This is a genomic window from Pseudonocardia broussonetiae, assembly GCF_013155125.1.
In the GTDB taxonomy this organism is placed as follows: Bacteria; Actinomycetota; Actinomycetes; order Mycobacteriales; family Pseudonocardiaceae; genus Pseudonocardia; species Pseudonocardia broussonetiae.
The window spans coordinates 4578308-4602025 of the sequence record NZ_CP053564.1; the positions used below are offsets into that span (position 1 = coordinate 4578308).

At 75.2% G+C, this 23718-nt stretch carries 17 protein-coding genes; 4 read left to right on the plus strand and 13 right to left on the minus strand.

The window, feature by feature from the left end:
- Window positions 1–8 precede the first annotated feature (8 nt).
- From HOP40_RS22405 to HOP40_RS22430, 6 genes are all read right to left on the minus strand, one after another.
- Entirely contained in the window at window positions 9–1547 is a 1539-nt protein-coding gene (locus HOP40_RS22405) for a sugar ABC transporter ATP-binding protein (RefSeq protein WP_172161672.1), read from the minus strand.
- Window positions 1548–1618: 71 nt separating this feature from the next.
- The gene (locus HOP40_RS22410; RefSeq protein WP_172161674.1) at window positions 1619–2629 is read right to left on the minus strand and encodes an ABC transporter substrate-binding protein; all 1011 of its coding nucleotides are present in this window, start codon (window positions 2627–2629) and stop codon (window positions 1619–1621) included.
- Between the two features lie 175 nt (window positions 2630–2804).
- Window positions 2805–4295 carry an L-arabinose isomerase gene (gene araA / locus HOP40_RS22415; protein ID WP_172161676.1) on the minus strand — a complete coding sequence of 497 codons (1491 nt, stop codon included), beginning with the start codon at window positions 4293–4295 and terminating at the stop codon, window positions 2805–2807.
- Window positions 4292–5005 (minus strand): L-ribulose-5-phosphate 4-epimerase, encoded by a 714-nt coding sequence (locus tag HOP40_RS22420; protein ID WP_205346873.1) that lies wholly within the window; start codon window positions 5003–5005, stop codon window positions 4292–4294. The genes araA and HOP40_RS22420 overlap by 4 nt, the downstream gene beginning before the upstream one ends.
- A complete protein-coding gene (gene araB, locus HOP40_RS22425; protein ID WP_172161678.1) occupies window positions 5002–6702 on the minus strand; it encodes a ribulokinase in 1701 nt (566 codons plus the stop codon). Before araB ends, HOP40_RS22420 begins: the two co-directional genes overlap by 4 nt.
- 532 nt (window positions 6703–7234) lie before the next feature.
- Window positions 7235–8251, minus strand: a complete 1017-nt coding sequence (locus HOP40_RS22430; RefSeq protein WP_205346874.1) for a LacI family DNA-binding transcriptional regulator — start codon at window positions 8249–8251, stop codon at window positions 7235–7237.
- 975 nt (window positions 8252–9226) lie between these two features.
- Between HOP40_RS22430 and HOP40_RS22435 the strand changes: the two genes are divergently transcribed.
- The 3 genes from HOP40_RS22435 (at window position 9227) to HOP40_RS22445 (ending at window position 13677) form a co-directional block, all read left to right on the plus strand.
- On the plus strand, window positions 9227–10930 hold the full coding sequence (locus tag HOP40_RS22435; RefSeq protein ID WP_172161680.1) for a dynamin family protein: 1704 nt from the start codon (window positions 9227–9229) through the stop codon (window positions 10928–10930).
- Window positions 10927–12600, plus strand: a complete 1674-nt coding sequence (locus HOP40_RS22440) for a GTPase (RefSeq protein WP_172161682.1) — start codon at window positions 10927–10929, stop codon at window positions 12598–12600. Before HOP40_RS22435 ends, HOP40_RS22440 begins: the two co-directional genes overlap by 4 nt.
- Window positions 12601–12702: 102 nt before the next feature.
- On the plus strand, window positions 12703–13677 hold the full coding sequence (locus HOP40_RS22445) for an NADPH:quinone oxidoreductase family protein (protein ID WP_172161684.1): 975 nt from the start codon (window positions 12703–12705) through the stop codon (window positions 13675–13677).
- Here HOP40_RS22445 and HOP40_RS22450 read toward each other — a convergent pair.
- Window positions 13674–14447 (minus strand): enoyl-CoA hydratase-related protein, encoded by a 774-nt coding sequence (locus HOP40_RS22450; protein WP_172161686.1) that lies wholly within the window; start codon window positions 14445–14447, stop codon window positions 13674–13676. The genes HOP40_RS22445 and HOP40_RS22450 overlap by 4 nt on opposite strands.
- A gap of 78 nt (window positions 14448–14525) precedes the next feature.
- On the opposite strand from HOP40_RS22450, the gene HOP40_RS22455 reads away from it, so the two are divergent.
- A complete protein-coding gene (locus tag HOP40_RS22455; protein WP_172161688.1) occupies window positions 14526–15467 on the plus strand; it encodes an AraC-like ligand-binding domain-containing protein in 942 nt (313 codons plus the stop codon).
- 22 nt (window positions 15468–15489) lie between these two features.
- Here HOP40_RS22455 and HOP40_RS22460 read toward each other — a convergent pair whose 3' ends face one another.
- From HOP40_RS22460 to HOP40_RS22485, 6 genes are all read right to left on the minus strand, one after another.
- On the minus strand, window positions 15490–16725 hold the full coding sequence (locus tag HOP40_RS22460; protein ID WP_240157210.1) for a molybdopterin molybdotransferase MoeA: 1236 nt from the start codon (window positions 16723–16725) through the stop codon (window positions 15490–15492).
- A gap of 5 nt (window positions 16726–16730) precedes the next feature.
- Window positions 16731–18872 (minus strand): molybdopterin-containing oxidoreductase family protein, encoded by a 2142-nt coding sequence (locus tag HOP40_RS22465; RefSeq protein WP_172161690.1) that lies wholly within the window; start codon window positions 18870–18872, stop codon window positions 16731–16733.
- A gap of 1379 nt (window positions 18873–20251) precedes the next feature.
- A complete protein-coding gene (locus HOP40_RS22470; RefSeq protein WP_172161692.1) occupies window positions 20252–21037 on the minus strand; it encodes an ABC transporter permease in 786 nt (261 codons plus the stop codon).
- Entirely contained in the window at window positions 21037–21846 is an 810-nt protein-coding gene (locus HOP40_RS22475) for an ABC transporter permease (RefSeq protein WP_172161694.1), read from the minus strand. The genes HOP40_RS22470 and HOP40_RS22475 overlap by 1 nt, the downstream gene beginning before the upstream one ends.
- On the minus strand, window positions 21843–22832 hold the full coding sequence (locus tag HOP40_RS22480; protein ID WP_172161695.1) for an ABC transporter substrate-binding protein: 990 nt from the start codon (window positions 22830–22832) through the stop codon (window positions 21843–21845). Before HOP40_RS22480 ends, HOP40_RS22475 begins: the two co-directional genes overlap by 4 nt.
- Before the next feature lie 32 nt (window positions 22833–22864).
- Entirely contained in the window at window positions 22865–23698 is an 834-nt protein-coding gene (locus HOP40_RS22485; protein ID WP_172161697.1) for an ABC transporter ATP-binding protein, read from the minus strand.
- Window positions 23699–23718: the final 20 nt, after the last annotated feature.

Genomic DNA, 23718 nt, shown 5'->3' on the forward strand with positions numbered 1-23718 from the left:
ACGGCTTCTCAGACGGCACGGTGGGTCCCTCCGCGGGCGATGAGGTCCATGACGCGGTCGATGTCGGCCTCGTCGCGGGGCAGCTCGGCGACCTTGTGCCGGTCGCGCAGCACGGCGACCCGGTCGGAGAGCCGCAGCACCTCCTCCAGCTCGGCGGAGACGAACAGCACGGCCATCCCGTCGGCGGCGAGCTCGGCCACGAGCTTCTGGATCTGGGCCTTGGCGCCGACGTCGATGCCGCGGGTGGGTTCGTCGAGCAGCAGCAGCCGGGGCTCGGTGATCAGCCAGCGGGCGAGCAGCACCTTCTGCTGGTTGCCCCCCGAGAGGTTGCGGATCAGCGCGTCGGGGTTCGCGGGCCGGATGTCGAGCGCGCCGATCCAGCGCGCGACCAGCTCGTCGGCCGTGGCGCGGGGGACCGGGCGGGCCCAGCCTCGGCGGGCCTGCAGGGCGAGCAGCAGGTTGTCGCGCACCGACAGGTCGCCGACGATCCCCTCGCCCTTGCGGTCCTCCGAGCACAGCGCGATGCCCGCGCCGATGGCGGCGAGTGGGGTGCGCAGCACGACCGGCACGCCGTCGACGGCGACGGAGCCGGAGTCGGCGCGGTCGGCGCCGAACAGCAGGCGGGTGAGCTCGGTCCGGCCGGAGCCCAGGAGCCCGGCCAGCCCGACGACCTCGCCCTCGCGGACGGTGAGGTCGGCGGGGGCGATCGCGCCGGTGCGCCCCAGGCCGGTGGCCTCGAGCACCGGGCGGGCGGCGGAAGGGGTCGACGCCGCGGCGGTCTGCTCGATGTCCTCGAGCACCGCGAGCTCGCGGCCGATCATCTTCGCGACCATCTGCACGCGGGGCAGCTCGGCTATCCGGTACTCGCCGACGAGGCGGCCGTTCCGCAGGATCGTGGCGCGGTCGGCGATCTCGTAGACCTGGTCGAGGAAGTGCGAGACGAACAGGACCGCGACGCCGGAGTCGCGCAGCTCGCGGACCACGCGGAACAGCTCGCGCACCTCGTCGGCGTCGAGGCTGGAGGTGGGCTCGTCGAGGACGAGCACGGCGGGGTCGGTGTCGACGGAGCGGGCGATGGCGACGAGCTGCTGCACCGCGAGCGGGTGGCCGCCCAGCAGCGAGCCGGGGTCGACGTCCAGGCCCAGGCGGGCGAGCAGCTCGGTGGCGCGGCGGCGCACGGCCCGGCGGTCGATCCGGCCGAACCGGCGCGGCTCGCGGCCCAGCAGCATGTTCTCCCCGACCGAGAGGTTGGGGCAGAGATTGACCTCCTGGTACACCGTCGCGATGCCGGCGGCCTGGGCCTCGGCGGGCCCGGCGAACTCCTGCGCGCGGCCGCGGACGGTGATGGTGCCGGCGTCGGTGCCGTAGACGCCGGTGAGCGCCTTGATGAGCGTCGACTTCCCGGCGCCGTTCTCGCCCATCAGGGCGTGCACCTCGCCGGGGCGCAGGGTCAGGTCGACGCCGTCGAGCGCCTTGACCCCGGGGAACACGACCGAGACGCCGCGCACCTCGACCACGGGGCCGGGCCGGCCTGCTTGCTCGGACATCGCTGTCCCTCCTGCGGAACGGCCCCGGGGCCGGGCGGTGGGCCCGGCCCCCGGGGGAGTCGGTCGTGCGGTCAGTACAGGCGCGTCGGCAGCGCGGCGATGGCGGCCTGCTGGTCGAACACGGTCTCCTCGGTGACGACGCGGGCCGGCACCTGCTCGCCGGCGTGGACGGCCTCCACGAGGTCCATCAGCTGTGCGCCGAGCAGCGGGTTGCACTCGACGATGAAGTTGATCTTCCCGTCGGCCAGGGCCTGCATGCCGTCCTTGACCGCGTCCACGGAGATGATGCGGATGTCCTGGCCGGGCACGCGGCCGGCGGCCTCGATGGCCTCGATGGCGCCGAGGGCCATGTCGTCGTTGTGGGCGTAGACGACGTCGATGTCGGGCTGGGAGACGAGGAACGCCTCCATGACCTGGCGGCCGCCGGAGCGGGTGAAGTCACCGGTCTGCGAGGCGACGACCTGGATGTTCGGCGCGCCCGCGATGACCTCCGCGAAGCCCTCCTTGCGGTCGATCGCCGGCGCGGCGCCGGTGGTGCCCTGCAGCTCGACGACGTTCACCGGGCCGGTGTCGCCCTGGTCGACCAGCCACTGCCCGGCCTTGCGGCCCTCCTCGATGAAGTCCGAGCCGAGGAAGGTGGCGTAGAGCGAGGTGTCGGCGGAGTCCACCGAGCGGTCGGTGAGCACGACCGGGATCTGCGCGCGCTTGGCCTCCTGCAGCACCGTGTCCCAGCCGGTCTCGACGACGGGGGAGAAGGCGATGACGTCGACGCGCTGCTGGATGAAGGACCGGATCGCGCGGATCTGGTTCTCCTGCTTCTGCTGGGCGTCGGAGAACTGGAGCTCGATGCCCGCCTCGGCGGCCGAGTCCTGGATCGACTGGGTGTTGGCCGAGCGCCAGCCGCTCTCCGCGCCGACCTGGGAGAAGCCGAGCGTGATGGTGTCCTCGCCGGCCGCCGCCTCCCCGCCGCCGGACGGGGCGGACCCGCACGCGGCGAGGCCGAGGGTCAGGGCCAGGGCGGCCGCGGAGCGGAGGAGGGTGGACCGGCGGGTGAGGCGCCGGGAGGAGGTCGTCGTCGACATCGGGGTCCTCTACGGGGTGTGGGGCGGGCGGAAGTGTGCGGACGGGCGGGCGTGGAATGGAGCCGGTGTTGTCGCCGTCACATTGTTAGCGCGAACAAAGGTGGGCGGTCAATGGGTTCCGGTCACTGATGTGAGCGTTAACATCACAACTCGGCAACGTCGATCTTCGGACGGCTCAGAAGCCGAGCGCGAGGCGGTGGTAGGCGGCGTTCCAGCGCATCTCGCGGACGAAGCGGCGGGGCGTGGTGTCCTCGTCGATGACGAGCAGCTCGGTGCGGGCCATCTCGGTCAGCTCGGCCACCTCCGACGTCGACAGGGCCGTGGAGAGCACCGTGTGGTGCGGCGCGCCGGCGAGGATCCAGGTCTCCGCCGACGTGCGCAGGTCCGGCTGCGGCTCCCACACCGCCCGGGCCACGGGCAGGTTCGGCAGCGGCTCGTCGGGGGCCACGAGGTCGACCTCGTTGAGCACCATGCGGAAGCGGTCGCCGACGTCGGACATGCCGACCACCACCCCGGGGCCCGGGTCGGCGTCGAACACCATCCGCACCGGGTCCTCGCGCCCGCCGATGCCCAGCGGGTGGATCTCGATGCGCGGCGTGGACGTCGTCAGGGTCGGGCAGACCTCGAGCATGTGCGCGCCCAGCACGCGCGGCGTGCCCGGGCCCAGGTGGTAGGTGTAGTCCTCCATGAACGACGTGCCGCCGGGCAGCCCCTGTGCCGCCGTCTTGAGCGTGCGCAGCAGCATCGCGGTCTTCCAGTCGCCCTCGCCCGCGAAGCCGTAGCCGTCCTCCATGAGGCGCTGGACGGCGAGGCCGGGCAGCTGGCGCAGCGCTCCGAGGTCCTCGAAGTTCGTCGTGAACGCCTTCGCGCCGCACTCGTCGAGCTTCGCGCGCAGGCCGAGCTCGATGCGCGCGGAGTAGCGCAGCGACTCGTGCCGCCCCGCCCCGCGGCGCAGCTCGGGCGCCACGTCGTAGCGGTCCTCGTACTCCGCGACGAGCCGGTCCACCTCGCTGTCGGCGCTCGCGTGCACCGCCTCGGCGAGGTCGGTCACCGCGTAGCCGTTGACGGTGACGCCCCAGCGCCACTGCGCCTCCGTGCGGTCCCCCTCGGTCACGGCGACGTCGCGCATGGTGTCGCCGAAGCGGGCCAGGCGCAGCGTCCGCACCTCGTGCCAGCCGCGCGCGGCCCGCGCCCACGACCCGACCCGCGACTGCACGATCGGGTCGCTCGCGTGCCCGGCCACGACGGTGCGCGCGACGTTCATCCGCGCGGTGACGTAGCCGAACTCGCGGTCGCCGTGCGCGGCCTGGTTGAGGTTCATGAAGTCCATGTCGATGGACGCCCACGGCAGCGACTCGTTGGCCTGGGTGTGCAGGTGCAGCAGCGGCTTGCGCAGGGCGTCGAGCCCGTGGATCCACATGCGCGCGGGGGAGAAGGTGTGCATCCAGGCGATCACGCCGATGCAGTCGGGGTCGGTGTCGGCGTCGGACATGGCGCGTGCGATGCCCGCGGAGTCGGTGAGCACGGGCTGCCAGGTGACGGTCGCCGGGACCGTCCCGGCGGCGTCGAGCAGCTTGACGATCTCCTGGCTCTGCGCCGCCACCTGGGCGAGGGTGTCCTCGCCGTAGAGGCCCTGGCTGCCGGTCAGGAAGCGGACGGTCTTCATGCGGAGGCTCCCTGGTCCTGGTGCGCGGGCTGCTGGCCGTAGACGTTCTGGTACCGGTCGAACAGCGCGTCGACGTCGTCCTGCGGCAGCGGGGCCACCGGGCCCAGCGCCGTCGCGAGGTGGGTGGTGCGGGCGACGTCCTCGCACATCACGGCGGCCTTGACCGCCGAGGCGGCGTCGCGGCCGATCGAGAAGACGCCGTGGTTGCGCAGGATCACCGCGGGGGAGCGGTGCCCGTCCAGCGTCGCGACGACCGCGCGGCCGATGCTGTCGTCGCCGATGCGGGCGAAGGGGCCGAGCGGGATCTCCCCGCCGAACTCGTCGGCCATCGCGGTGAGCGCGCACGGCACGGGGAGCCCGGCCGCGGCCCACGCGCTCGCGTAGGTGGAGTGGGTGTGCACGACGCCGCCGACGTGGGGCATGTGCCGGTAGACGTGGGCGTGCGCGGCGGTGTCGCTGGAGGGGCGCAGGTCGCCGCCCGCCCAGGGCCCGTCGACGAGGTCGCCGTCGAGGTCGCAGACGACGAGGGAGTCGGGCGTCAGCACGTCGTAGGAGACGCCGCTGGGCTTGACGACGAACAGGTCGTGCCCGGGCACGCGGCCCGAGACGTTGCCCGCGGTCCAGACGACCAGTCCGTAGCGGACGAGCTCGGCGTGCAGGGCGCACACCGCCTCGCGCTGCGCGTCGACGGCGGTGACCAGGCTGCTCAACGGATCTCCTTCTGCTGCAGGGTGCGCGCCCGCAGCGCGCGCAGGCGGTGCATGACGTCGGAGCCGCCGCGGCCGAAGTGGTCGTGCAGCGCGGTGTACTCCGCGTAGAGCTCGTCGTAGACCGCGGCGGCGGCCTCGTCGGGGACGTGCACCGCGCGGCGGACGCGGCCCATCGCGGCGGCGGCGGCGGGCACGTCGGGGTGGACGCCCGCCGCCACGCCGGCGTGGATGGCCGAGCCGAGCGCGGGGCCCTGGTCGGAGTCGATGACCGACAGCGGGCGCCGGCAGACGTCGGCGTAGATCTGCATGAGCAGCCGGTTGCGCAGCAGGCCGCCCGCGACGACGAGCTCGACGACCGGCACCCCCGCCCGCTCGAACGCCTCGACGATCGTGCGCGTGCCGAACGCCGTCGCCTCCAGCAGCGCGCGGTAGGTGTGCTCCGGCCGGGTCGCCAGCGTCTGGCCGACGACCAGCCCGGACAGGTCGTGGTCGACGAGGACCGACCGGTTGCCCAGGTGCCAGTCGAGCGCGACGAGGCCGTGCTCGCCGACGGCGAGGTCGGCGGCCAGCTCGGTGAGCAGCTCGTGCACGCCGGTGCCCCGCGCGGCCGCCTGCTCGTGGTAGGCCGGGGGGACAGCCGTGTCGACGAACCAGCCGAAGACGTCCCCGACGCCCGACTGCCCGGCCTCGTAGCCCCACAGCCCCGCGACGATCCCGCCGTCGACGACGCCGCACATGCCCGGCACCTCGCCGAGCCGGTCGGACACCATGACGTGGCAGGTCGAGGTGCCCATGATCGCGACCATCTGCCCGGGCTCGACGGCCTGCGCCGCGGGCGCCGTGACGTGCGCGTCGACGTTGCCGACCGCGACCGCGATCCCCTCCGGCAGCCCCGTCCACGCCGCGGCCTCGGCGGTGAGCCCGCCGGCGCGTGCCCCGAGCTCGCCCAGCGGGTGCTCGAGCTTGTCGGTCACGAAGCCCGCGAACCCCGGGTGCAGCGCGGCGAGGAAGTCGGAGCCGGGGTAGGAGCCGTCCTGGAGGATGCCCTTGTAGCCCGCGGTGCAGGTGTTGCGCAGGTAGGTGCCGCACAGCCGCCACACGATCCAGTCGGCGGCCTCGACCCAGCGCTCGGTCCGGGCGTAGACCTCGGGGGCCTCCTCCAGCACCTGCAGCGCCTTCGCGAACTCCCACTCGCTGGAGATCTTCCCGCCGTACCGGGCGAGCCACTTCTCGCCGCGCTCGGCCGCGACCCGGTTGATCCGGTCGGCGTGCGGCTGCGCAGCGTGGTGCTTCCAGAGCTTGGGGTAGGCGTGCGGGACCCCGGTCAGGTCCGGCAGCTCGCACAGCGGCGTGCCGTCGGCCAGGGCGGGGAGGACGGTGCAGGCGGTGAAGTCGGTGGCGATCCCGACGACGTCGGCCGGGTCGGCCCCGGCGGCCGCCAGCGCGGCGGGCACCGCGGTCCGCAGCACCTCGACCCAGTCGGCCGGCACCTGCAGCGCCCAGTCCGGCGGCAGCACCTGCCCGGTCGCGGGCAGCGTCCGCTGGACCGAGCCGTGCGGGTAGGCGTGCACCGCCGACCCGAGCTCGGCGCCGTCGTGCGCCCGCACGACGAGCGCCCGGCCCGACAGCGTGCCGAAGTCGACGCCGACGACGAGCGCGTGCTCCGGCGCGACCGGTGCCGATGGTCCTGCGGTCATGGATGCTGCCCCCGGTTCGACGACGTCGTCTGTGTGAGCGCTAACAATGTGAGCGTTAACGGGGATTGTCAAGGGGTGTGGGGGCGTCGGCGCCCAGCCTGCCCCCGCGTCGTCTGGTCGTGTCGTATTGCCGCGTCGCCTGCCCGCGTTGCCTGCCCGCGTTGCCTGCCCGCGTTGCCTGCTCGCCCGCGCCCGCCGGCCCACCCCGCCGCCTGGCCCCGCCGCCTGGCCCCGCCGCCTGGCCGCGCCGCCTGGCCGCGCCGCCTGGCCTCGTCGCCTGGCCGGGTTGCCTGCCCGGGTTGCCTGCCCGCGTTGCCTGCCCGCGTTGTCTGCTCGCCCGCACCCCGCCGCCATCCGCGCCGCCATCCGCGCCGCCATCCGCGCCGCCATCCGCGTCGCTCGCCGGGTCGCGAGTCGCCCAGCGCTCCGCCCGGCCCCTGCTCCGCCCCCGCCCAGCCCCGCCCGCGCACTGCACCGCCGGCGCGCGATCAGCCGAGGCGCCGCCGGCTGCACCAGCCCGGGGAGACCGGTGTCAGCTCGGCGGGGGAGCCACGCTCGCGCGCTCCACCAGCGCCGGCGGCACCTCGACGCGCCTCGGGGCGCCGCGGCCCTCGAGCTGCTCGAGCAGCAGGCCCAGCGCCTCGTGCGCGACGGCGTCGAAGTCCTGGCGGACCGTCGTCAGCGGGGGGATCAGGTAGCCCGACTCCGGGGCGTCGTCGAACCCGACCACGCTGACGTCGCCCGGCACGTCCCGACCCAGCTCCGACAGCGCGCGCAGCACGCCCATCGCCATGGCGTCGTTCGCCGCGAACACCGCACTGACCTCCGGCATCCGCCCGAGCAGCTCGCCCGCCCGGTAGCCCGAGGCCGCGGTCCAGTCGCCCGCGACCGGCGGGGGCGGCGCGATCCCGGCCGCCCGCAGCTCGGCCTCCCAGCCCGCCAGGCGACCCACCGCGTCGAACCAGTCGGCCGGCCCGCCCACGTGCCACACGGTCCGGTGGCCCGCGTCGAGCAGGTGCCGGGTCGCCAGGCGGGCCCCGGCGACCTGGTCGATGCGCACCGACGCGCCGCCGCGGGCCGGGTCGCCGTTGACGAGGACGTGCGGCACGTCGGTGGGCAGGTGGTCCAGTGCTCCGTCGAGCGCCGTCACCGGGGCCAGCACGACGAGCCCGGCCACGCGCTGGTCGAGGTGGCGCTGCACGGCCTCGTCGATCGCCGGCCGGTCGAGCGCGCGGACCTGCCCGATGTTGACGCTGAACCCCGCCGCGGCCGCCCGCTCGTCGAACGCGGCCAGCATCGACACCGGCCCGAACAGCGTCGACCGCGGCGCCACCACCCCCAGCACCCGCGACCGCCCGGTCGCCAGCGCCCGGGCGGCGTCGTTGCGCCGGTAGCCCAGCTCGCCGATCGCGGCCTGCACCCGCGCGCGCGTCTCCGCCCGCACGTTGGGGTGCTCGTTGAGCACCCGCGAGACGGTCTGGTGCGAGACGCCCGCCACCCGCGCGACGTCGAACATCGACGGTTCTCGGTCCTGCTTCGGCCTCGCCATCTACCCGCCCTCCGGTGATCAGGCTATCGGCCGTGCGCCACCCCGCCGGATCCTGCCGTGCGGGGGCGGTCGACGATCGGGACCGCAACGTCGCAGCGGTGTCGAGGGCCATCCCGTCACGGTTCCGGTGATCACGGGTGTCAGGAGTCGGGTCGCGGCGGGATCGGGCCCCACAGCCTTCCCGCGCACTGAACAGGTTCCCGCGCGTTGAACAGGGTCCCGCGCGCCCCCGGCGGCGCGCGGGACCTGGGAACGCGCGCGGCAGACAGGAACGCGCGCGGGAGGGCGGTGCTGCTGTCCCGTCGAGGGCTGCAGGGCCAGGGGCTCCGGTGACCATGATGGCGACGGGGGCGGTGCCGGGCGCCGCGGCGGACACCCGCCGGTGATCGTCGAGACCGCACCACCACGGCCCCGTCGAGGGCCGTCAGGACACGGTCCTGGTGATCACCGGTACCGGGGAGCCCGGTGATCGTCGAGACCGCGCCTTCACGGCCCCGCCGAGGGCCGCGACGTCACGGTTCCGGTGATCATGGTGGCGACCGGAGTCGATGCGGGCGGCACCGGCGGCACTGGCGGCCGCGGAGGCGGCGCACCCACCGGTGATCATCGGGACCGCATCGCACAGCTTCCCGCGCACCGAACAGGCTCCCGCGCGCTCCCGGCGGCGCGCGGGAGCTGGGAACGCGCGCGGCAGCCGGGAACGCGCGCGGGACGGCCGCGGCACTGTCGAGGGCCCGCCGCGTCACGGTGCCGGTGACCCGCGACGGGGTGAGTGCGGGGCGGCACCCTGCGGCTGCAGGATTCGGCGAACACCCCACCGCTGATCGCCGGAACCGCACCACCACAACCCCCACACCACCTCCCCGACGATCACCAGACCCACCAACGACGGACCGCAACGCGGCACACAGCACGTCCCTGCCCGGGCAAGTACGCTCCCCGAGCCACACCGGCACGCACAGGGGGCGACAGGACATGCACGCCGATGGAGGCGCCACGACGACCCTCGCCGCCGCCCTCCGCACCCTCCGCGACACCGCCGAGGGGGTCGGTTTCTCCCTCGACGTCCCCGGTGTCGAGCGGGCCAGGTACGAGCGGGCCGAGCTCGTCCACCAGCTCGACGACTACGTCCTCCCGCGCCTCGCCCGACTCGACGCCCCGCTGCTCACGGTGGTGGGCGGGTCGACCGGCGCCGGCAAGTCGACGGTCGTCAACAGCCTCGTCCGCGCCGCCGTGACGCCGTCGGGCGTGCTCCGTCCGACCACCCGCTCCCCGGTGCTCGTCTGCCACCCCGACGACCTGCCGTGGTTCTCCGACACCCGCGTCCTGCCCGAGCTCACCCGCACCAGCGGCGCCGGCGCCGACCACGCGACGCTGCAGCTCGTGCCCTCGAACGCGCTCGCGCCGGGGCTGGCGTTCCTCGACGCCCCCGACATCGACTCCGTCGTCGCCGCCAACCGCCGCCTCGCCGGCCAGCTCCTCGCGGCGGCCGACCTCTGGCTGTTCGTCACGACCGCCGCCCGCTACGCCGACGCCGTGCCGTGGGACGTGCTGGAGACCGCCGCCTCGCGCGGCACCGCACTGGCCGTCCTGCTCGACCGCGTGCCGCCCGGCGCCGAGCGCGACGTCGCCGCTCACCTGCACGAGATGCTCGTCGCGCACGGGCTCGGGGCGGCGCCGCTGTTCGTCGTGCCCGAGACGGCGCTGGAGGACGGGCTGCTGCCGGATCCGGTGGTCACGCCCCTGCGCCGCTGGTTCGACGACCTCGCCCGCGACGCCGCCGGCCGCGCCGCGGTCATCCGCCGCACGCTCGACGGCGCGCTCGACAGCCTCCGCCCGCGCGCCGCCGCGCTCGCCCTGCACGCCCGCGCGCAGTCCGATGTGGCCTCGCGGCTGCGCACCGACGTCCGCACCGCCTACGCCGCGGCCCTGGACGAGGTCGACGACGGCATGCGCGACGGGGCCCTGCTGCGCGGCGAGGTGCTCGCGCGCTGGCAGGAGTTCGTCGGCACCGGCGAGCTGCTGCGCGCGCTGCAGGACCGGGTCGGGCGCTGGCGCGACCAGCTGACCGCCGCGTTCACCGGCCGCCCGCAGCCCGGGGGCGACCTCACCGTGGCGCTGGAGTCGGGCGTCGCGCTGCTCGTGCACAGCGCCGCGGAGCGGGCGGCCGAGCGCGCCGCCGTGTCGTGGCGCTCGGGCGCCGCGGGCACCGGGCTGCTGCGGGCGTCGGACCAGCGGCTCGACCGCGTCTCCCCGGGCTTCCGCGACGACGCCGAGCGCACCGTCCGCGACTGGCAGGGCGCCGTGCTCGACCTCGTCCGCCGCGAGGGCGGCGACCGCCGGACCACCGCGCGCGCCGCCGCGTACGGCGTCAACGCGACGGGGCTGCTGGTCATGATCGCCGTCTTCGCGACGACGTCGGTGCTCGCGCCGCCGATCGAGGTGGCCGTGGCCGGCGGCACGACCGTCCTCTCGCAGAAGGTGCTGGAGGCGGTGTTCGGCGACCAGGCGGTGCGCGCGCTGGCCGACCGCGCCCGCGCCGACCTGCTCGACCGCGTCGCCGCCCTCCTCGGGCGCGAGGAGGACCGCTTCGCCGCACTGCTGCACCGTCACGCCACCCACCCCGACGACGCCGCCGCGCTGGAGCGGGCGGCCTCGGCCGTGGAGCGGGCGCGATGAGCTCCACGCGAGCGGTGGAGAAGGAGCGCAGCGCGGCCGAGGCGGGGATCGCGGCACGGCTGCGGGCCCTGGACGACCTCCTCGTGGCCGGCGCCGGCCGCCTCGACGAGGAGCGCCTCGAACCGGCGCGGCGGCTGGCGCAGCGCTCGGGGGAACGGCTGCGGCTGTCCGGGGCGCACACCGTCGTCGCGCTGGCGGGGGCGACCGGCAGCGGCAAGTCGTCGCTGTTCAACGCCCTGACCGGCGCCGACGTGTCGACGGTCGGGGTGCGCCGCCCGACCACCGGCGTCGCGCACGCCGCGGTCTGGGGCGCCGACGGGGCCGGGCCGCTGCTCGACTGGCTGGAGATCCCGCGCCGCCACCTGGTCGAGGCTCCCGACGGTGAGCTGCCCGGGCTCGTGCTGCTCGACCTGCCCGACCACGACTCCACCGAGATGGCCCACCGCCTGGAGGTCGACCGGCTCGTCGCGCTCGTCGACGTGCTGGTCTGGGTCCTCGACCCCCAGAAGTACGCCGACGCCGCGATCCACGACCGCTACCTCACGCCGCTGGCCCGCCACGGCGAGGTGATGGTGGTCGTCCTCAACCAGGTCGACCGCCTCCCGCCGGCGCAGGTCGCCGACGCGCTGGGCGACGTCCGCAGGCTGCTCGCCGACGACGGGCTCGACGGCGTCCCGGTTCTCGGGGTGTCGGCCGTGGCCCCCGGTGGCCGCGACGAGCTCCGCGCCGTCCTGACCGGCGCCGTCGCCGCGCACCGGGCCGCGCTGCGGCGGGTCTCGGCCGACCTCGACGCCGTGGCCGCCGGGCTCTCCGACGTCGTCGCGGGGCCGCCGCGCCGCGAGCTCGACGCCGCCGCCGTGGAGGCGCTGGACTCCGCGCTGAGCGCCGCGGCGGGCGTGCCCGCCGTGGGTGCGGCCGTCGAGCGGGCGTCGGTGCACCGGGCCGCGGCCGCCACCGGCTGGCCCTGGACGCGCTGGGTGCGCCGCCTGCGCCCCGACCCGCTGCGCCGCCTGCACCTCGACCGCGGGACGGCCGCCCCCGAGGAGGAGAGCGCCGTCGCCCGCACCTCGCTGCCCGAGGCCTCGGCCGTCGAGCGCTCCCGCGTCGACATCGCCCTGCGCGCCCTGGCCGCCACCGCCGCCGACGACCTGCCCGAGCCGTGGCCGCACGCCGTCCGCGCCGCCGCCCGCTCCCGCGAGGACGACCTGCCCGACGCGCTCGACCGCGCCGTCGCGGGCACCGACCTGGGCCTGGCGCACCCGCCGCGCTGGTGGCGGGCCGCCGGGTTCCTGCAGACGCTGCTCGCCGTGCTCGCGCTGGCCGGCGGCGTGTGGCTCGCGGGCCTGTACCTGCTCACGCTGCTGCGCCTGCCCGAGCCGCCGACGCCGACGGTCGAGCCGTGGCCGGGGTTCGCCGTCCCGCTGCCCACGGCCCTGCTGCTCGGCGGTCTGCTGGTCGGGCTGCTGCTCGCGCTGCTCGCGCGGCTGGTCGCCGGGATCGGCGCCCGCCGCCGCCGGGCGCGCGTGCAGGAGCGGCTCGACGCCGCCGTCGCCGAGGTGGCCGACGACCTCGTGCTCGTGCCCGTCACCGCCGAGCTGCGCGCCTACGGGGCGCTGCGCGATGCCGTCGCCGGGCTCGCGCCGGCCCCGCGGGGTCGTCGACGCGGGTAGGCCCGCCCCGGAACGGTCGACGCGCGGTGATCGCCGGGTCGGGGCCGACGGCCGGGTTCTCGCGCAGCGGGATCCGCTGAGGCGCTGCGTTAGCGTGACCGGATGCGACGCGTGGTGTGCACCGAGTTCGGCGGTCCGGAGCGGTTGACGACGCAGGAGGGGCCCGACCCGGATCCCGGTCCCGGCGAGGTGCTCGTCGCGGTGGAGGCGGCGGGCGTCAGCTTCGTCGACGGGCTGATCGTCGCGGGCCGCTACCAGATCCGGCCGCCGCTGCCGTTCGTCCCGGGTTCGGCGGTGGCGGGCCGGGTCGCCGCGCTCGGGCCCGGTGTCGAGGGTCCGGCGGTCGGCACGCCGGTCGCGGCCGCCGTGATGGGCTTCGGCGGGTTCGCCTCGCACGTGCTCGTGCCGGCCGCCGAGGTGGTCGCGGTGCCCGACGGCGTCGAGGCGGCCGTCGCGGCGTCGACGATGGAGAGCTACTGCACGATGGTCTACGCGGTGACGCACCGCGTGGCGATCGCCGCGGGGGAGCGGGTCGTCGTGCTCGGGGCGGGCGGCGGGATCGGGCTCGCGGCCGTCGACGTGGCCCACAGCCTGGGCGCGCGGGTCGTCGGCGTGGCGTCGTCGCAGGAGAAGCGGGCGGCGGCCACCGCGGCCGGCGCCGAGGCCGTGATCGGCTACGACGACCTCAAGGACGGCATCCGCACGGCCACCGAGGGCGGTGCCGACGTCGTGATCGACCCGGTGGGCGGCGCGGCGGCCGAGTCGGCGCTGCGCGCGCTGCGGGCCGGCGGCCGGTTCTGCGTCGTCGGGTTCGCCTCGGGGGAGATCCCGCGCCTGCCCGCGAACGTCGTCCTGCTGCGCAACCGCACGGTGATCGGAGTCGACTGGGGCGACTGGTCGCGGGAGACCGCCGGCCCGGCCGCCAACGCCGCGCTGCTCGGCGACGTGCTGGGCCGGGTCGGGCGGGGCGAGCTGCACCCGCCGGCGCCCGCCACCGCCCCGCTCGACGAGGCGGGCGCCGTGCTGACCGCCTACGCCGAGCGCCGCGTCACCGGAAAGTACGTGCTCGTGCCCTAGCGGCCCGTCCAGGTCGGCGGGCGCTTGCCCAGGAACGCCGCGACGCCCTCCTGCGCGTCGGCGGTGCGCAGGACGGCGCCCTTCGCGGCCTCGGTGGCGGCCCAGCCGAGGGTGTCGCCGCCCAGCGCGTCGTCGATCGCGGCGACGCAGGCCTGCACGGCGAGCGGGGCGTTGGCGCAGATCCGCTCGGCGAGGGCCAGTGCGCCGTCGAGCGCGCCGCCCGGGTCGGTCACGACGTTGACGAAGCCCAGGTCGTGGGCGCGGGTCGCCGCCATCGGCTCGCCGGTGAGGACGAGCTCGCGGGCGACGTTGACCGGCAGCGCCCGCGGCCCGCGGAACAGCGCCCCGCACGTCGGCAGCAGGCCGATCCGCACCTCGGGCAGCCCGAACCGGGCGTCGGACGCCGCGACGACGAGGTCGCAGGCCAGCGCGATCTCCATCCCGCCGCCCAGCGCGAAGCCCTCCACCGCGGCCACCAGCGGCGTGCGGCGCTCCCGGCGCACCACGCCGTACTCGCCGCCGCGGGGCGTCACGTAGTCGTAGCCGGCGGTCAGGTCGCTGCCCGCGCAGAAGTACCCGCCCGCTCCGGTGAGGACGCCGCACCACAGGTCGGGGTCGTCGTCGAGGCGGTCGAGCGCGGCGCTGAGCCCGTCGGCGGTGGCGCGGTCGATCGCGTTGCGGCGCGCGGGGCGGTCGATCGTGACGACCAGGACGCGGCCGCGCACCTCGGTGCGGACCGGCCCGTCGGCGGCGTCGGTGGTGCTGGACATGCTCCTCCTCGATGATCCTCGAGGGGCACGGTAACGGGCCCGTGATGCGGATGTGACCTCTTCTTGTCACGATGAGCCATGCCCCTCACCACCATCGACACGTCGTCGGTGGCCGAGCGCGACCGCCTGGACTTCTGGCGGTCCACCGTGTGCGACCAGTTCGTCACGCTCGACGTGCGCCCCGGCGCCGGTCCCGCCGTGCGCGGGAGCGTCACCGCGGCGGCGGTGGGCGACATCCAGCTGCGCACGATCCAGGCCGGGCCGCACCGCTTCGACCGCACTCCCGGGCAGGTCCGCGGCGCCGACGAGGACTACTACCAGATCGCGCTGGCCCGCCACGGCAGCACGCTCGTGGCGCAGGACGGGCGTGAGGCCGTCATCGAGCCCGGCGACTTCGTCCTCTACGACAGCAGCCGGCCCTTCACCTTCGTCACGGCCGGCGACTTCGCCTACTCGGTCTGCCTGTTCCCGAAGCGGCTGATCCCGCTGTCGGAGGTGGAGCTGCGCGAGGCCACAGCCGTCCGGATCGACGGGCGCCGGGGCGTCGGGGCGATGATCCCGCCGTTCCTCGCCGCCCTGCAGCGCCTCGACGACGACGACCTCGTGCCCGCCGCCCGCGAGGCGATGCACCGCACCATCGGCGACCTCTACACGACCGTGATCCGCAGCGAGATCGACTCGGCCGCGCCCGACGGCGTGCACCTGTCCCGGGCCCGCGCGCACATCCGGGAGCACCTCGCCGACCGCGACCTCGACCCCGCCTCGGTGGCCGCGGCCTGCGCGATCTCGGTGAGCTACCTGCACAAGCTGTTCAGCGCCACGGGCACCACCGTCACCGCCCACATCCGCGAGGAGCGGCTGCAGGGCTGCTGGCGCGACCTGGCCCGCCCGGAGCTCGCCGGACTGACGGTCGCGGCGATCGGCGCGCGCTGGGGCCTCCCCGACCCGGCGCACCTGAGCAGAGCCTTCCGGGCAAGGTTCGGAGTCAGCCCGAGCACCCACAGGTCCGGGGCCCACTAGAACCTGCGGGCGTTGGGGGACGTCACGACGTCGGGAGGACCCTCACCTGTTCTCCTGCTCCTGCTCCTGTTCCGTCCAGCTCCACCAGGCAGTTCGCCCCGGCCAGGGCGCGGAGCGAGTGGGAGCCCGCCGACGGCACCGGCGCGACCTCGCCGGTCAGCTCGTCGAGCACCGCCGGCACCACGGTGTGCCGGCCCGGGGACGCCCGGAACGCGACGGCCGCGCGGGCGGAGCGGCGCACCCGGTCCTGCGGCAGCCGCGACGCCGCCCGCACCGCGGGCCGCACGAACAGCTCGAAGCCGACCCAGCAGGCCACGGGGTTGCCGGGCAGCGTGATCACCGGGACGCCGCGGTAGGTGCCCAGGCCCTGCGCCCCGCCGGGCCGCAGCGCGACCGGCCCGAACTCGACGCCCGCCGGGCCCAGGGTGTCGCGGACGACCTCGTGGTCGCCCGCGCTGATCCCGCCGGAGGTGACGAGCAGGTCGATCCCGTCGAGGTGCCGCTCCAGCAGCGCGGCGAGCTCGGCGGGGGAGTCGGGCACGATCGGGAGCTGCTCCGCGTCGGCCCCGGCGGCATGCAGCGCGGCGACGAGCAGCACCCCGTTGCTGTCGTGGGTCTGCCCCGCGCCGCGCCGCCCGCCCGCGCCGACGAGTTCCGAGCCCGCCGACAGCACGGCCACCCGCAGCCGCCGGTGCACCGGCAGCGCCGCCAGCCCGCACCCGGCCGCGGCCGCGAGCTGTGCCGGCCCGAGCGCGGTGCCCGCGCGCAGCACGACGTCACCGGTGCGGATGTCGTCGCCCCGGCGGCGGATGTGGCGACCCGCCGTGACGGGGGCGAGCACGCGCACGTGCTCGCGTCCGTCGTCGGTGAGCTCGACCGGGACGATCGTGTCGGCCCCCTCCGGCAGCGGCGCCCCGGTCATCACGCGCTGCGCCGTGCCGGGCGTCAGCGCTGCGGGGACCGAGCCCGCGGGGACGTGCGCGGTGACCGGCAGCCCGTCGGGACCGAGGTCGCCGATGCGCAGGGCGTAGCCGTCCATCGCGGAGTTGTCGAAGGCCGGCAGGTCGTCGACGGCGTGCACGTCGTCGGCGAGCCGCCGCCCCGCGCACCGGGCGAGGGGCAGCGTCTCGGTCCCGACCGGCGCGAGGAGAGCGGCGGCGCGGGCGGCGTGCCCGGCGACGTCGCGCAGGGGCCCCGCCCCGCCGCCGCACCGGTGCGGCGGCGGGGCGGCGAGGTGGGCGTGGACGTCGACGGACACGGCGGTCAGGCGCTCTCGACCTCGACGAGCGTGTCCGAGAACGTCGGCGCGTTGCCGAGGTCGGCGAACTCGGTGGGGTTGACCGACGCCAGCGTCTGCCCGGCCTTCGAGTGCTTGCGCCAGCCGCCCATGCTCGACACGACCACGCCCGGCAGCACGCTGTCGTCGATCTTCGCGAGGACGACGAACTCACCGCGCTCGTTGAAGATCCGCACCGGGGCGCCGTCGGCGATGCCGCGGGCCGCGGCGTCGTCCGGGTGGATGATCACGTTCGGCTCCTTCTGCGCCTGCCGGTGGAACGCCTGGCTGCCGAAGCTGGAGTTGATGTAGGCGTGCGACTTCGGCGTCAGCAGGTTCAGCGGGAACCGGGCCGCGAGCTCCGGGTTGGTGTGCGCGGCCTCGCGCGGCGGGATGTAGTGCGGCAGGGCGTCGACGGGCTGGCCGGGCTGGTGGTCGTTGGAGCCCTGCCGGAACAGCGGGACGACGAAGTTCCCGCCCGCCGCCGCGGAGGCGACGAACTCCACCTTGCCCGACGCGGTCGGGAAGTTGCCCTCGGCGTGCGGGCTGTACTCGTCGGGCGAGGCGACGTTGAGCCGCTGCCAGCCCTTCTCCTTGAGCGACTCGACGGTGATGCCCTCCATGTGCGGGTGCGACCAGTCGAACGCCTCGGCGATCATCTCCTGGTCGGTCCGCCGGAACACCGGGTCGTCGAAGCCCATGGCCGCGGCCAGGCGCCGGAACATCTCGGTGTTGGGCACCGCCTCGCCGATCGGCGCGATCGACTGGTGGTTGTAGGTCACGAACAGGTGGCCCCAGGAGAACATGATGTCGTCCTGCTCGAGCTGCGTCGTCGCGGGCAGCACGATGTCGGCGTAGTCGGCGGTGTCGGTCATGAATTGCTCAGAGACGACCGTGAACAGGTCCTCGCGCTGCAGCCCCGCGATGAGCCGGTCCTGGTCGGGGCAGACGACGACGGGGTTGGAGTTGTAGACCATGATCGCCTTGATCGGCGGGCCGTCGGGCAGGTCGCCGGCCAGCGCGGCACCGAGGCGGTACTGGTTCACGACGCGCGTGCCGGGCGTCAGCATCTCGGGGTGCATGAACGCGCCCCAGTTGACGGGGAACGCCCACAGCGGCAGCTGCAGGATGCCGCCGCCGGGCTTGCGCCACGCGCCGACCAGGCCGGGCAGGCACGACAGCGCGCGCACGGCCTGGCCGCCGCCCGCGTGCCGCTCGACGGCGACGCCGATCCGGATGACCGACGGCTGCGCGCCGGCGTACTCGCGGGCCAGCGTGCGGATCGTCTCCGCGGGCACGCCGGTCTCGGTCTCGGCCCACTCGGGGGTGTACTGCTCGACGCGGTCGGCGAACTCCGGGTAGCCGACGGTGAAGTTCTCGACGTAGTCGGCGTCGGTGAGGCCCTCGGAGATGATGACGTTGGCCATCGCGAGCGCGAGGGCGCCGTCGGTGCCGGGGCGCAGCGCGATGTGCTGGTCGGCGGCGGCCGCGGTGCGGGTGCGGACCGGGTCCACGACGACGACCTTGGCGCCGCGCTTGCGGGCCTCGGCGATGTAGGGCCACAGGTGCAGGTTGGTGCTCATGATGTTGCAGGCCCAGACGAGGATGAACTTCGAGTGCACGAGGCTCTCGGGGTCCACGCCCGCGGTGTCGCCGATCGTCATGGCGTAGGCGGTGCAGGAGCCGGCGTCGCAGTAGGTGCGCTCGGAGACCGTCGCCCCGAGCTTCGCGAAGAACGGGTCGCCGACGTTGAGGCCGTTGAGGATGCCCTGGGTGCCGAGGTAGCTCACCGGCATGATCGACTCGGGGCCGAACTCGTCGGCCGCGGCCCGGAACTTCGTGACGATCTCCTGGATCGCCGCCTCCCAGGTGATCCGCTCGAACTTGCCGCTGCCCTTCGGGCCGGTGCGGCGCAGCGGGAACAGGACGCGGCCCGGGTCGTACACGCGGTCGAGGTAGTTGTTGACCTTCACGCACAGTCCGCCGCGCGTGTACGGGTGCTCGGGGTCGCCCTGGACGCGCACCGCCTTCCCGTCCTCGACGGTCACGAGCATCGCGCAGGTGTCCGGGCAGTCGTGCGGACAGGCGGCGCGGACGGTCGTGGTGGTCGGCTCGATCACCGCGGTCATGGGGTCCTCCGGCGTGGTGGGTCCGTGGGGTTCGCCGGGAGCCTCGTCGTGGTGGTGGGTCCGGGGCTTGGCTCTGCGGGCAGAGTCGTTGACGCCCCGGCCCCAGTCGCACCATCGCGCGCGCGTTCGCGTCTGGCGCGCACGCTCGCGTCTGCCGCGCACCTTCTCGTCTGCCGCGCGGCGCCGGGGGCGCGCGGGAGCCGGTTGGGTGCGCGGGAAGGTGGGAGGCCGCGCACACGGTGAGGGGCTCGAGGCGGTGGCCGGGCGCCGGTGATCGTCGGGAGTGTGACGTGGCGGCCCTGCCGGCGACCGTGGTGGTGCACTCTCGCTGATCAAGGGCGGATGGCCGGACTGCCGGGCGCGGTGATCGTCGGGAGTGTGACGTGCAGGCCCTGCTGGCGACCGTGGTGGTGAACTCTTGCCGATCAAGGGCGGTGGGCGGGCGGCCGGGCAGGGTGATGACCAGGGCTCGTCGCAGCCGGTGCCCCGCGTTGACCGCCGGCGGTAGGCAGGCGCGCCGGCGGCCTTCCCGCGCGCGTTCCCGTCTGCCGCGCGCGTCCCGGGAGCCGGTTCGGCGCGCGGGAGCTGGTTCGGCGCGCGGGAGCTGGTTCGGCGCGCGGGACGCGGCGGGGCTGCCGAGGGTGGCGCTGCCGCGGCGGCCGGGGCGGAGTGATCGTCGGGAGTGTGGCGTGGCGGTCCTGCCGGCGACCGTGGTGGTGCACTCTCGCCGATCAAGGGCGATGGGCGGCCGACCGGGCGCGGTGATCGTCGGGAGTGTGACGTGGAGGCCCTGTCGGCGACCGTGGTGGTGCACTCCTGCCGATCAAGGGCGGTGGGCGGGCGGCCGGGCAGGGTGATGACCGGGGCTCGTCGCAGCCGGTGCCCCGCGTTGACCGCCGATGGTAGGCAGGCGGCCGTCCCGCGCGAGTTCACGTTTGCCGCGCGCGTTCCGAGCTCCCGCGCGGCCCCGGGGGCGCGCGGGAGCCGGTTCAGTGCGCGGGAGCCGGTTCAGTGCGCGGGAGGGGGTGGGGAGGCCGCCGCGCACACGGTGGGGGGCTCGTGGCGGCGACGGCCACGTGATCGTCGGGAGTGTGACGTGGTGGTCCTGCCGACGACCGTGGTGTCGCACTCCCGCCGATCAAGGCCGGTGGGCGGGACGGCCGGGTGCGGTGATCGTCGGGAGTGAGACGTGGCGGCCCTGCCGAGGACCGTGCAGGCGCACTCTCGCCGATCAAGGCCGGTTGGCGCAGCGGCCCGGCCGTCCCGCGCGCCTTCCCGACTCCCGCGCGCGTTCCCGTCTGCCGCGCGCGTTCCCCGCTCCCGCGCGCCGCCGGGGGCTCGCAGGAGCCGGTTCGGCGCGCGGGAGTGTGGGCGGCGGCTCAGGCGTGCTTCGCCCAGTGCAGCACCCGGTCCTCGACGGCCGAGTAGCCGGCGTTGAGGAGGTTGCCCAGCACCCCGAGCACCAGGACGGCGGTGAACATGGCGGGGATGTCGAACATCTGCTGGTGGGAGGTCAGGTAGAAGCCCAGGCCGTTCTGGCCGCCTACGAGCTCCGACACCACCGTCATGATCAGCGCGATCGGCAGGGCCACGCGCAGGCCGGCGGAGATCATGGGCAGGGCCGAGGGCAGGACGACGCGCCGGGCGATGTCGACGCGCGACAGCCCGAACATGCGGGCGGCGTCGACGCGCTCGGGACGGACCGCGCGGGCCCCGGCCGTCGCGTTCACCAGCACCGGGAACACCACGCCGAACACGATCACCGCGATCCGCATGGCGTTGCCGAGGCCGAGGACGAACACGGCCACCGGCAGGATCGCGACGGCGGGCAGGGCGCGGAGGAACTCCAGCGTCGGGCGGAGGTAGTCGTCGAGCGTGCGGGACATCCCGATCGCCAGTCCGAGCACGATCCCGATCACCGCCGCGCCGAGGAAGCCGACCGCGAACCGGGCGAGGCTGGGCAGCAGGTCGTGCACGATCACGTCGGGGAACCAGTCGCGCGCGAAGCGGCCCAGCACCTTCGACAGCGGCGGCAGGTAGACGCTGCCGCCGACGCGCCCGGCCAGCTCCCACAGCGCGAGCAGCAGGACGGGCAGGACGGCGGAGACCCAGCGGGGGAGCGCGGTGCCGCTGCGCGAGGCGCGGGCGGGCAGGGTGGTGGTCATCAGCGGTCGCCTCCGGGGCGGTTCCAGAACAGCAGCCTGCGCTCCAGCGCCTGCACGCCCAGCGCGATCAGGTAGCCCAGCACGCCGACGACGAGCACGCCGGCGTACATCTCCGGCACCCGGATCGCGGACTGCATGAACGAGATGAAGTAGCCCACGCCCCCGGCCGCCGTCAGCAGCTCGACGGTGATCACCAGCACGAGCGCGATCGCCGACGCCACGCGGATGCCGGTGAGGATCCCGGGCAGCGCCAGCGGCAGGACGACGCGGCGCAGCACCTCCGCGCGCGTCAGCCCGAAGGTGCGGGCGCTGTCGATCGCGACGGGGTTGACGTCGCGGACGCCGTAGTAGGTGTTGAACAGCACCGGCCACAGCGCCGCGTAGGCCGCCGCGGCGATCGTGGTGGTCGGGCCGACGCCGAGCAGCAGGATCGCGAACGGCACCAGCGACACCGACGGCAGCGGCCGCAGGAACTCGATGACCCAGCGGAGAACCGCGTAGAGGCGGTCGGAGCTGCCGAGCAGCAGCCCCACCAGCACCCCGACGACGGACGCCGCGGCCAGCCCGCCGGCGACGCTCAGGACCGTCTCCAGCAGCGCCGACGCCAGCCGCCCGTCGGCGAGCTGCTCCACCAGCGCCACCGCGATCCGGCTCGGCGGCGGGAAGAACCTCGAGCCGAGGACCGCGGTGCCGACCTCCAGGGCCAGCACCAGCGCGACGACGAACGCCGCGCCGCGCAGGTTCACACCGCGGCGCCGCCGCCCGGGAGCCGAGGCCCCCGGGCGGGCCGCCACCGGGGCGACGGTCACGACGTGGAACCCGCGGCGATCAGCGTGGCCGCGTCGACGGGCTCGGGCAGCGTGCCGAAGCGCACCTGCAGGTCGAGCTGGCTCTGGATGGACTCCGGGGTGAGCTCGGTGCCGTAGTTCGACAGCCGGGAGGTGCTCGCCGTCGCGGCGGTCTGACCGGTGGCCGCGGCCAGGCTGGCGCGGCGGGCGTCGGCGTTGGCGGGGTCGTTGGCCCACTCGCTCACCTCGGCCATGGCCTCGCGGAGCTTCGTGACGACCTCGGGGTTCTGGCCGGCGAACTCGGTCGTGCCGAACCACACCGTGTAGACGAAGGGCTGCCCGCCGTTGACGTAGTCGTACGGGCTGCCGATCGTCCGCCCGCCCGCGGCCTCCTCGTTCTCGGTGAACGGCGACTGCAGCACGCCGCTCTGCACCTGCCCGGTCTCCATCGCCTGGGCGATGTTGGGGAAGGCGAGGTTCACGAACGTCACGCTCTCCGGGTCGACGCCGGAGTCCTCGAGCATCGCGCGGCTCGCGAGGTGGGGCAGGGTGTTGAGCGCGTTGACCGCGACGGTCGTGCCCGGCAGGTCGGCCACGCCGGTGATCGGGCTGCCGGCGGGGACGACGAGGTTGGAGCCCGGGTTGTCCTTCGTGTACGCGATGCCGGGCGCGATCATCGTGAACGGCAGGCCCTGGCTGACGCCGCTGGCGATGGCGGTCGGGGCGCTGCACGCCACGTCGGCCTGGCCGGAGGTGACGGCGGCGGCGAGCTCGGGCACCCCGGCGACGACGTCGAGCGTCACATCGATGCCGTGGCGGGCGAAGATGCCCTGGTCGACGCCGAAGAAGCCCTGCGCGCAGGAGTCGGACGCGACGGTGGCCATGGTCAGGGTGGTGCGGCCGTCCTCGCCCGTGACCGGGGCGGCGCCGCCTCCGCAGGCGGTGAGCAGCGCGGTGCCGAGCAGGGCGGTCGCCGTGAGGGCGACGTGGTGGGTGCGGGCGGTCATGGTGGGTCCTCCGGGGGTGGCGGGAGCGCGGGTCAGGCGCCGGCGGCGCGCTGCTGGTCGAGCCCGACGAGCTCGTGGATGGCGGCGCGGGCGGCGAGGAACGGGGCCTCGCCGCGCGTCCGGATCTGGTTGCGCGGCCGGGCCAGGTCGATCGTCAGGTCGCGGACGACCCGGCACGGCGGCGGGCTGAGCACCTCGACCCGGTCGGCCAGGTAGACCGCCTCGTCGATGTCGTGGGTGACGAGCAGCATCGTGGTGCCGAAGCGCTCCTGGATGACCAGCAGCAGGTCCTCCAGGCTCTCCTTGGTCAGGGCGTCGACCGAGGCGAACGGCTCGTCGAGCAGCAGGATCTCCGGCCGGAAGGCCAGGGCCCTGGCGATGGCGACGCGCTGCTGCATGCCGCCGGAGAGCTGGTAGGGGTGGTAGTCCTCGAAGCCGGCGAGCCCGACGGCGGCGATCGCCTCGTCGACGCGGACCTGCTTCGTGGCGGCGTCGAGGTCGGCGCGCTTGACGAGCGGGAACCCGACGTTGCCCGCGACGGTGAGCCACGGGAACAGCGAGCGGGTGTAGTCCTGGAAGACCAGCGCCATCTCCGGCGGGGGAGCGGTGACGGGCACGCCGTCGAGCAGCACCTCGCCGGTGGTGGGCTCGAGCAGCCCGTTGATCATCCGCAGCAGCGTGGACTTGCCGCAGCCGGACGGGCCGACGATGGCCAGGAAGTCGCCGCGGTGCACCTCGAACGACAGGTCGCGGCACACGTGGGGGCCGCCCGTGGAGTACTGCTTGGCCAGGTCGCGGATGGCGAGCAGGGGCGGCTGCGCCGTGGTCCCGGTGGCCTGCTCGGTGGGCCGGGAGAGCGTCGTCATGGGGTCCTCACTGCTCGGGG

What these genes read in the sequence shown, in the direction of transcription:
- HOP40_RS22410 (WP_172161674.1), bottom strand. Translation starts at nt 2,629, where the DNA reads ATGTCGACGACGACCTCCTCCCGGCGCCTCACCCGCCGGTCCACCCTC.
- HOP40_RS22450 (WP_172161686.1), bottom strand. Translation starts at nt 14,447, where the DNA reads ATGTCCAGCACCACCGACGCCGCCGACGGGCCGGTCCGCACCGAGGTG.
- HOP40_RS22440 (WP_172161682.1), top strand. Translation starts at nt 10,927, where the DNA reads ATGAGCTCCACGCGAGCGGTGGAGAAGGAGCGCAGCGCGGCCGAGGCG.
- HOP40_RS22465 (WP_172161690.1), bottom strand. Translation starts at nt 18,872, where the DNA reads ATGACCGCGGTGATCGAGCCGACCACCACGACCGTCCGCGCCGCCTGT.
- HOP40_RS22435 (WP_172161680.1), top strand. Translation starts at nt 9,227, where the DNA reads ATGCACGCCGATGGAGGCGCCACGACGACCCTCGCCGCCGCCCTCCGC.
- HOP40_RS22480 (WP_172161695.1), bottom strand. Translation starts at nt 22,832, where the DNA reads ATGACCGCCCGCACCCACCACGTCGCCCTCACGGCGACCGCCCTGCTC.
- HOP40_RS22485 (WP_172161697.1), bottom strand. Translation starts at nt 23,698, where the DNA reads ATGACGACGCTCTCCCGGCCCACCGAGCAGGCCACCGGGACCACGGCG.
- araA (WP_172161676.1), bottom strand. Translation starts at nt 4,295, where the DNA reads ATGAAGACCGTCCGCTTCCTGACCGGCAGCCAGGGCCTCTACGGCGAG.
- HOP40_RS22445 (WP_172161684.1), top strand. Translation starts at nt 12,703, where the DNA reads ATGCGACGCGTGGTGTGCACCGAGTTCGGCGGTCCGGAGCGGTTGACG.
- HOP40_RS22405 (WP_172161672.1), bottom strand. Translation starts at nt 1,547, where the DNA reads ATGTCCGAGCAAGCAGGCCGGCCCGGCCCCGTGGTCGAGGTGCGCGGC.
- HOP40_RS22455 (WP_172161688.1), top strand. Translation starts at nt 14,526, where the DNA reads ATGCCCCTCACCACCATCGACACGTCGTCGGTGGCCGAGCGCGACCGC.
- HOP40_RS22470 (WP_172161692.1), bottom strand. Translation starts at nt 21,037, where the DNA reads ATGACCACCACCCTGCCCGCCCGCGCCTCGCGCAGCGGCACCGCGCTC.
- HOP40_RS22430 (WP_205346874.1), bottom strand. Translation starts at nt 8,251, where the DNA reads ATGGCGAGGCCGAAGCAGGACCGAGAACCGTCGATGTTCGACGTCGCG.
- araB (WP_172161678.1), bottom strand. Translation starts at nt 6,702, where the DNA reads ATGACCGCAGGACCATCGGCACCGGTCGCGCCGGAGCACGCGCTCGTC.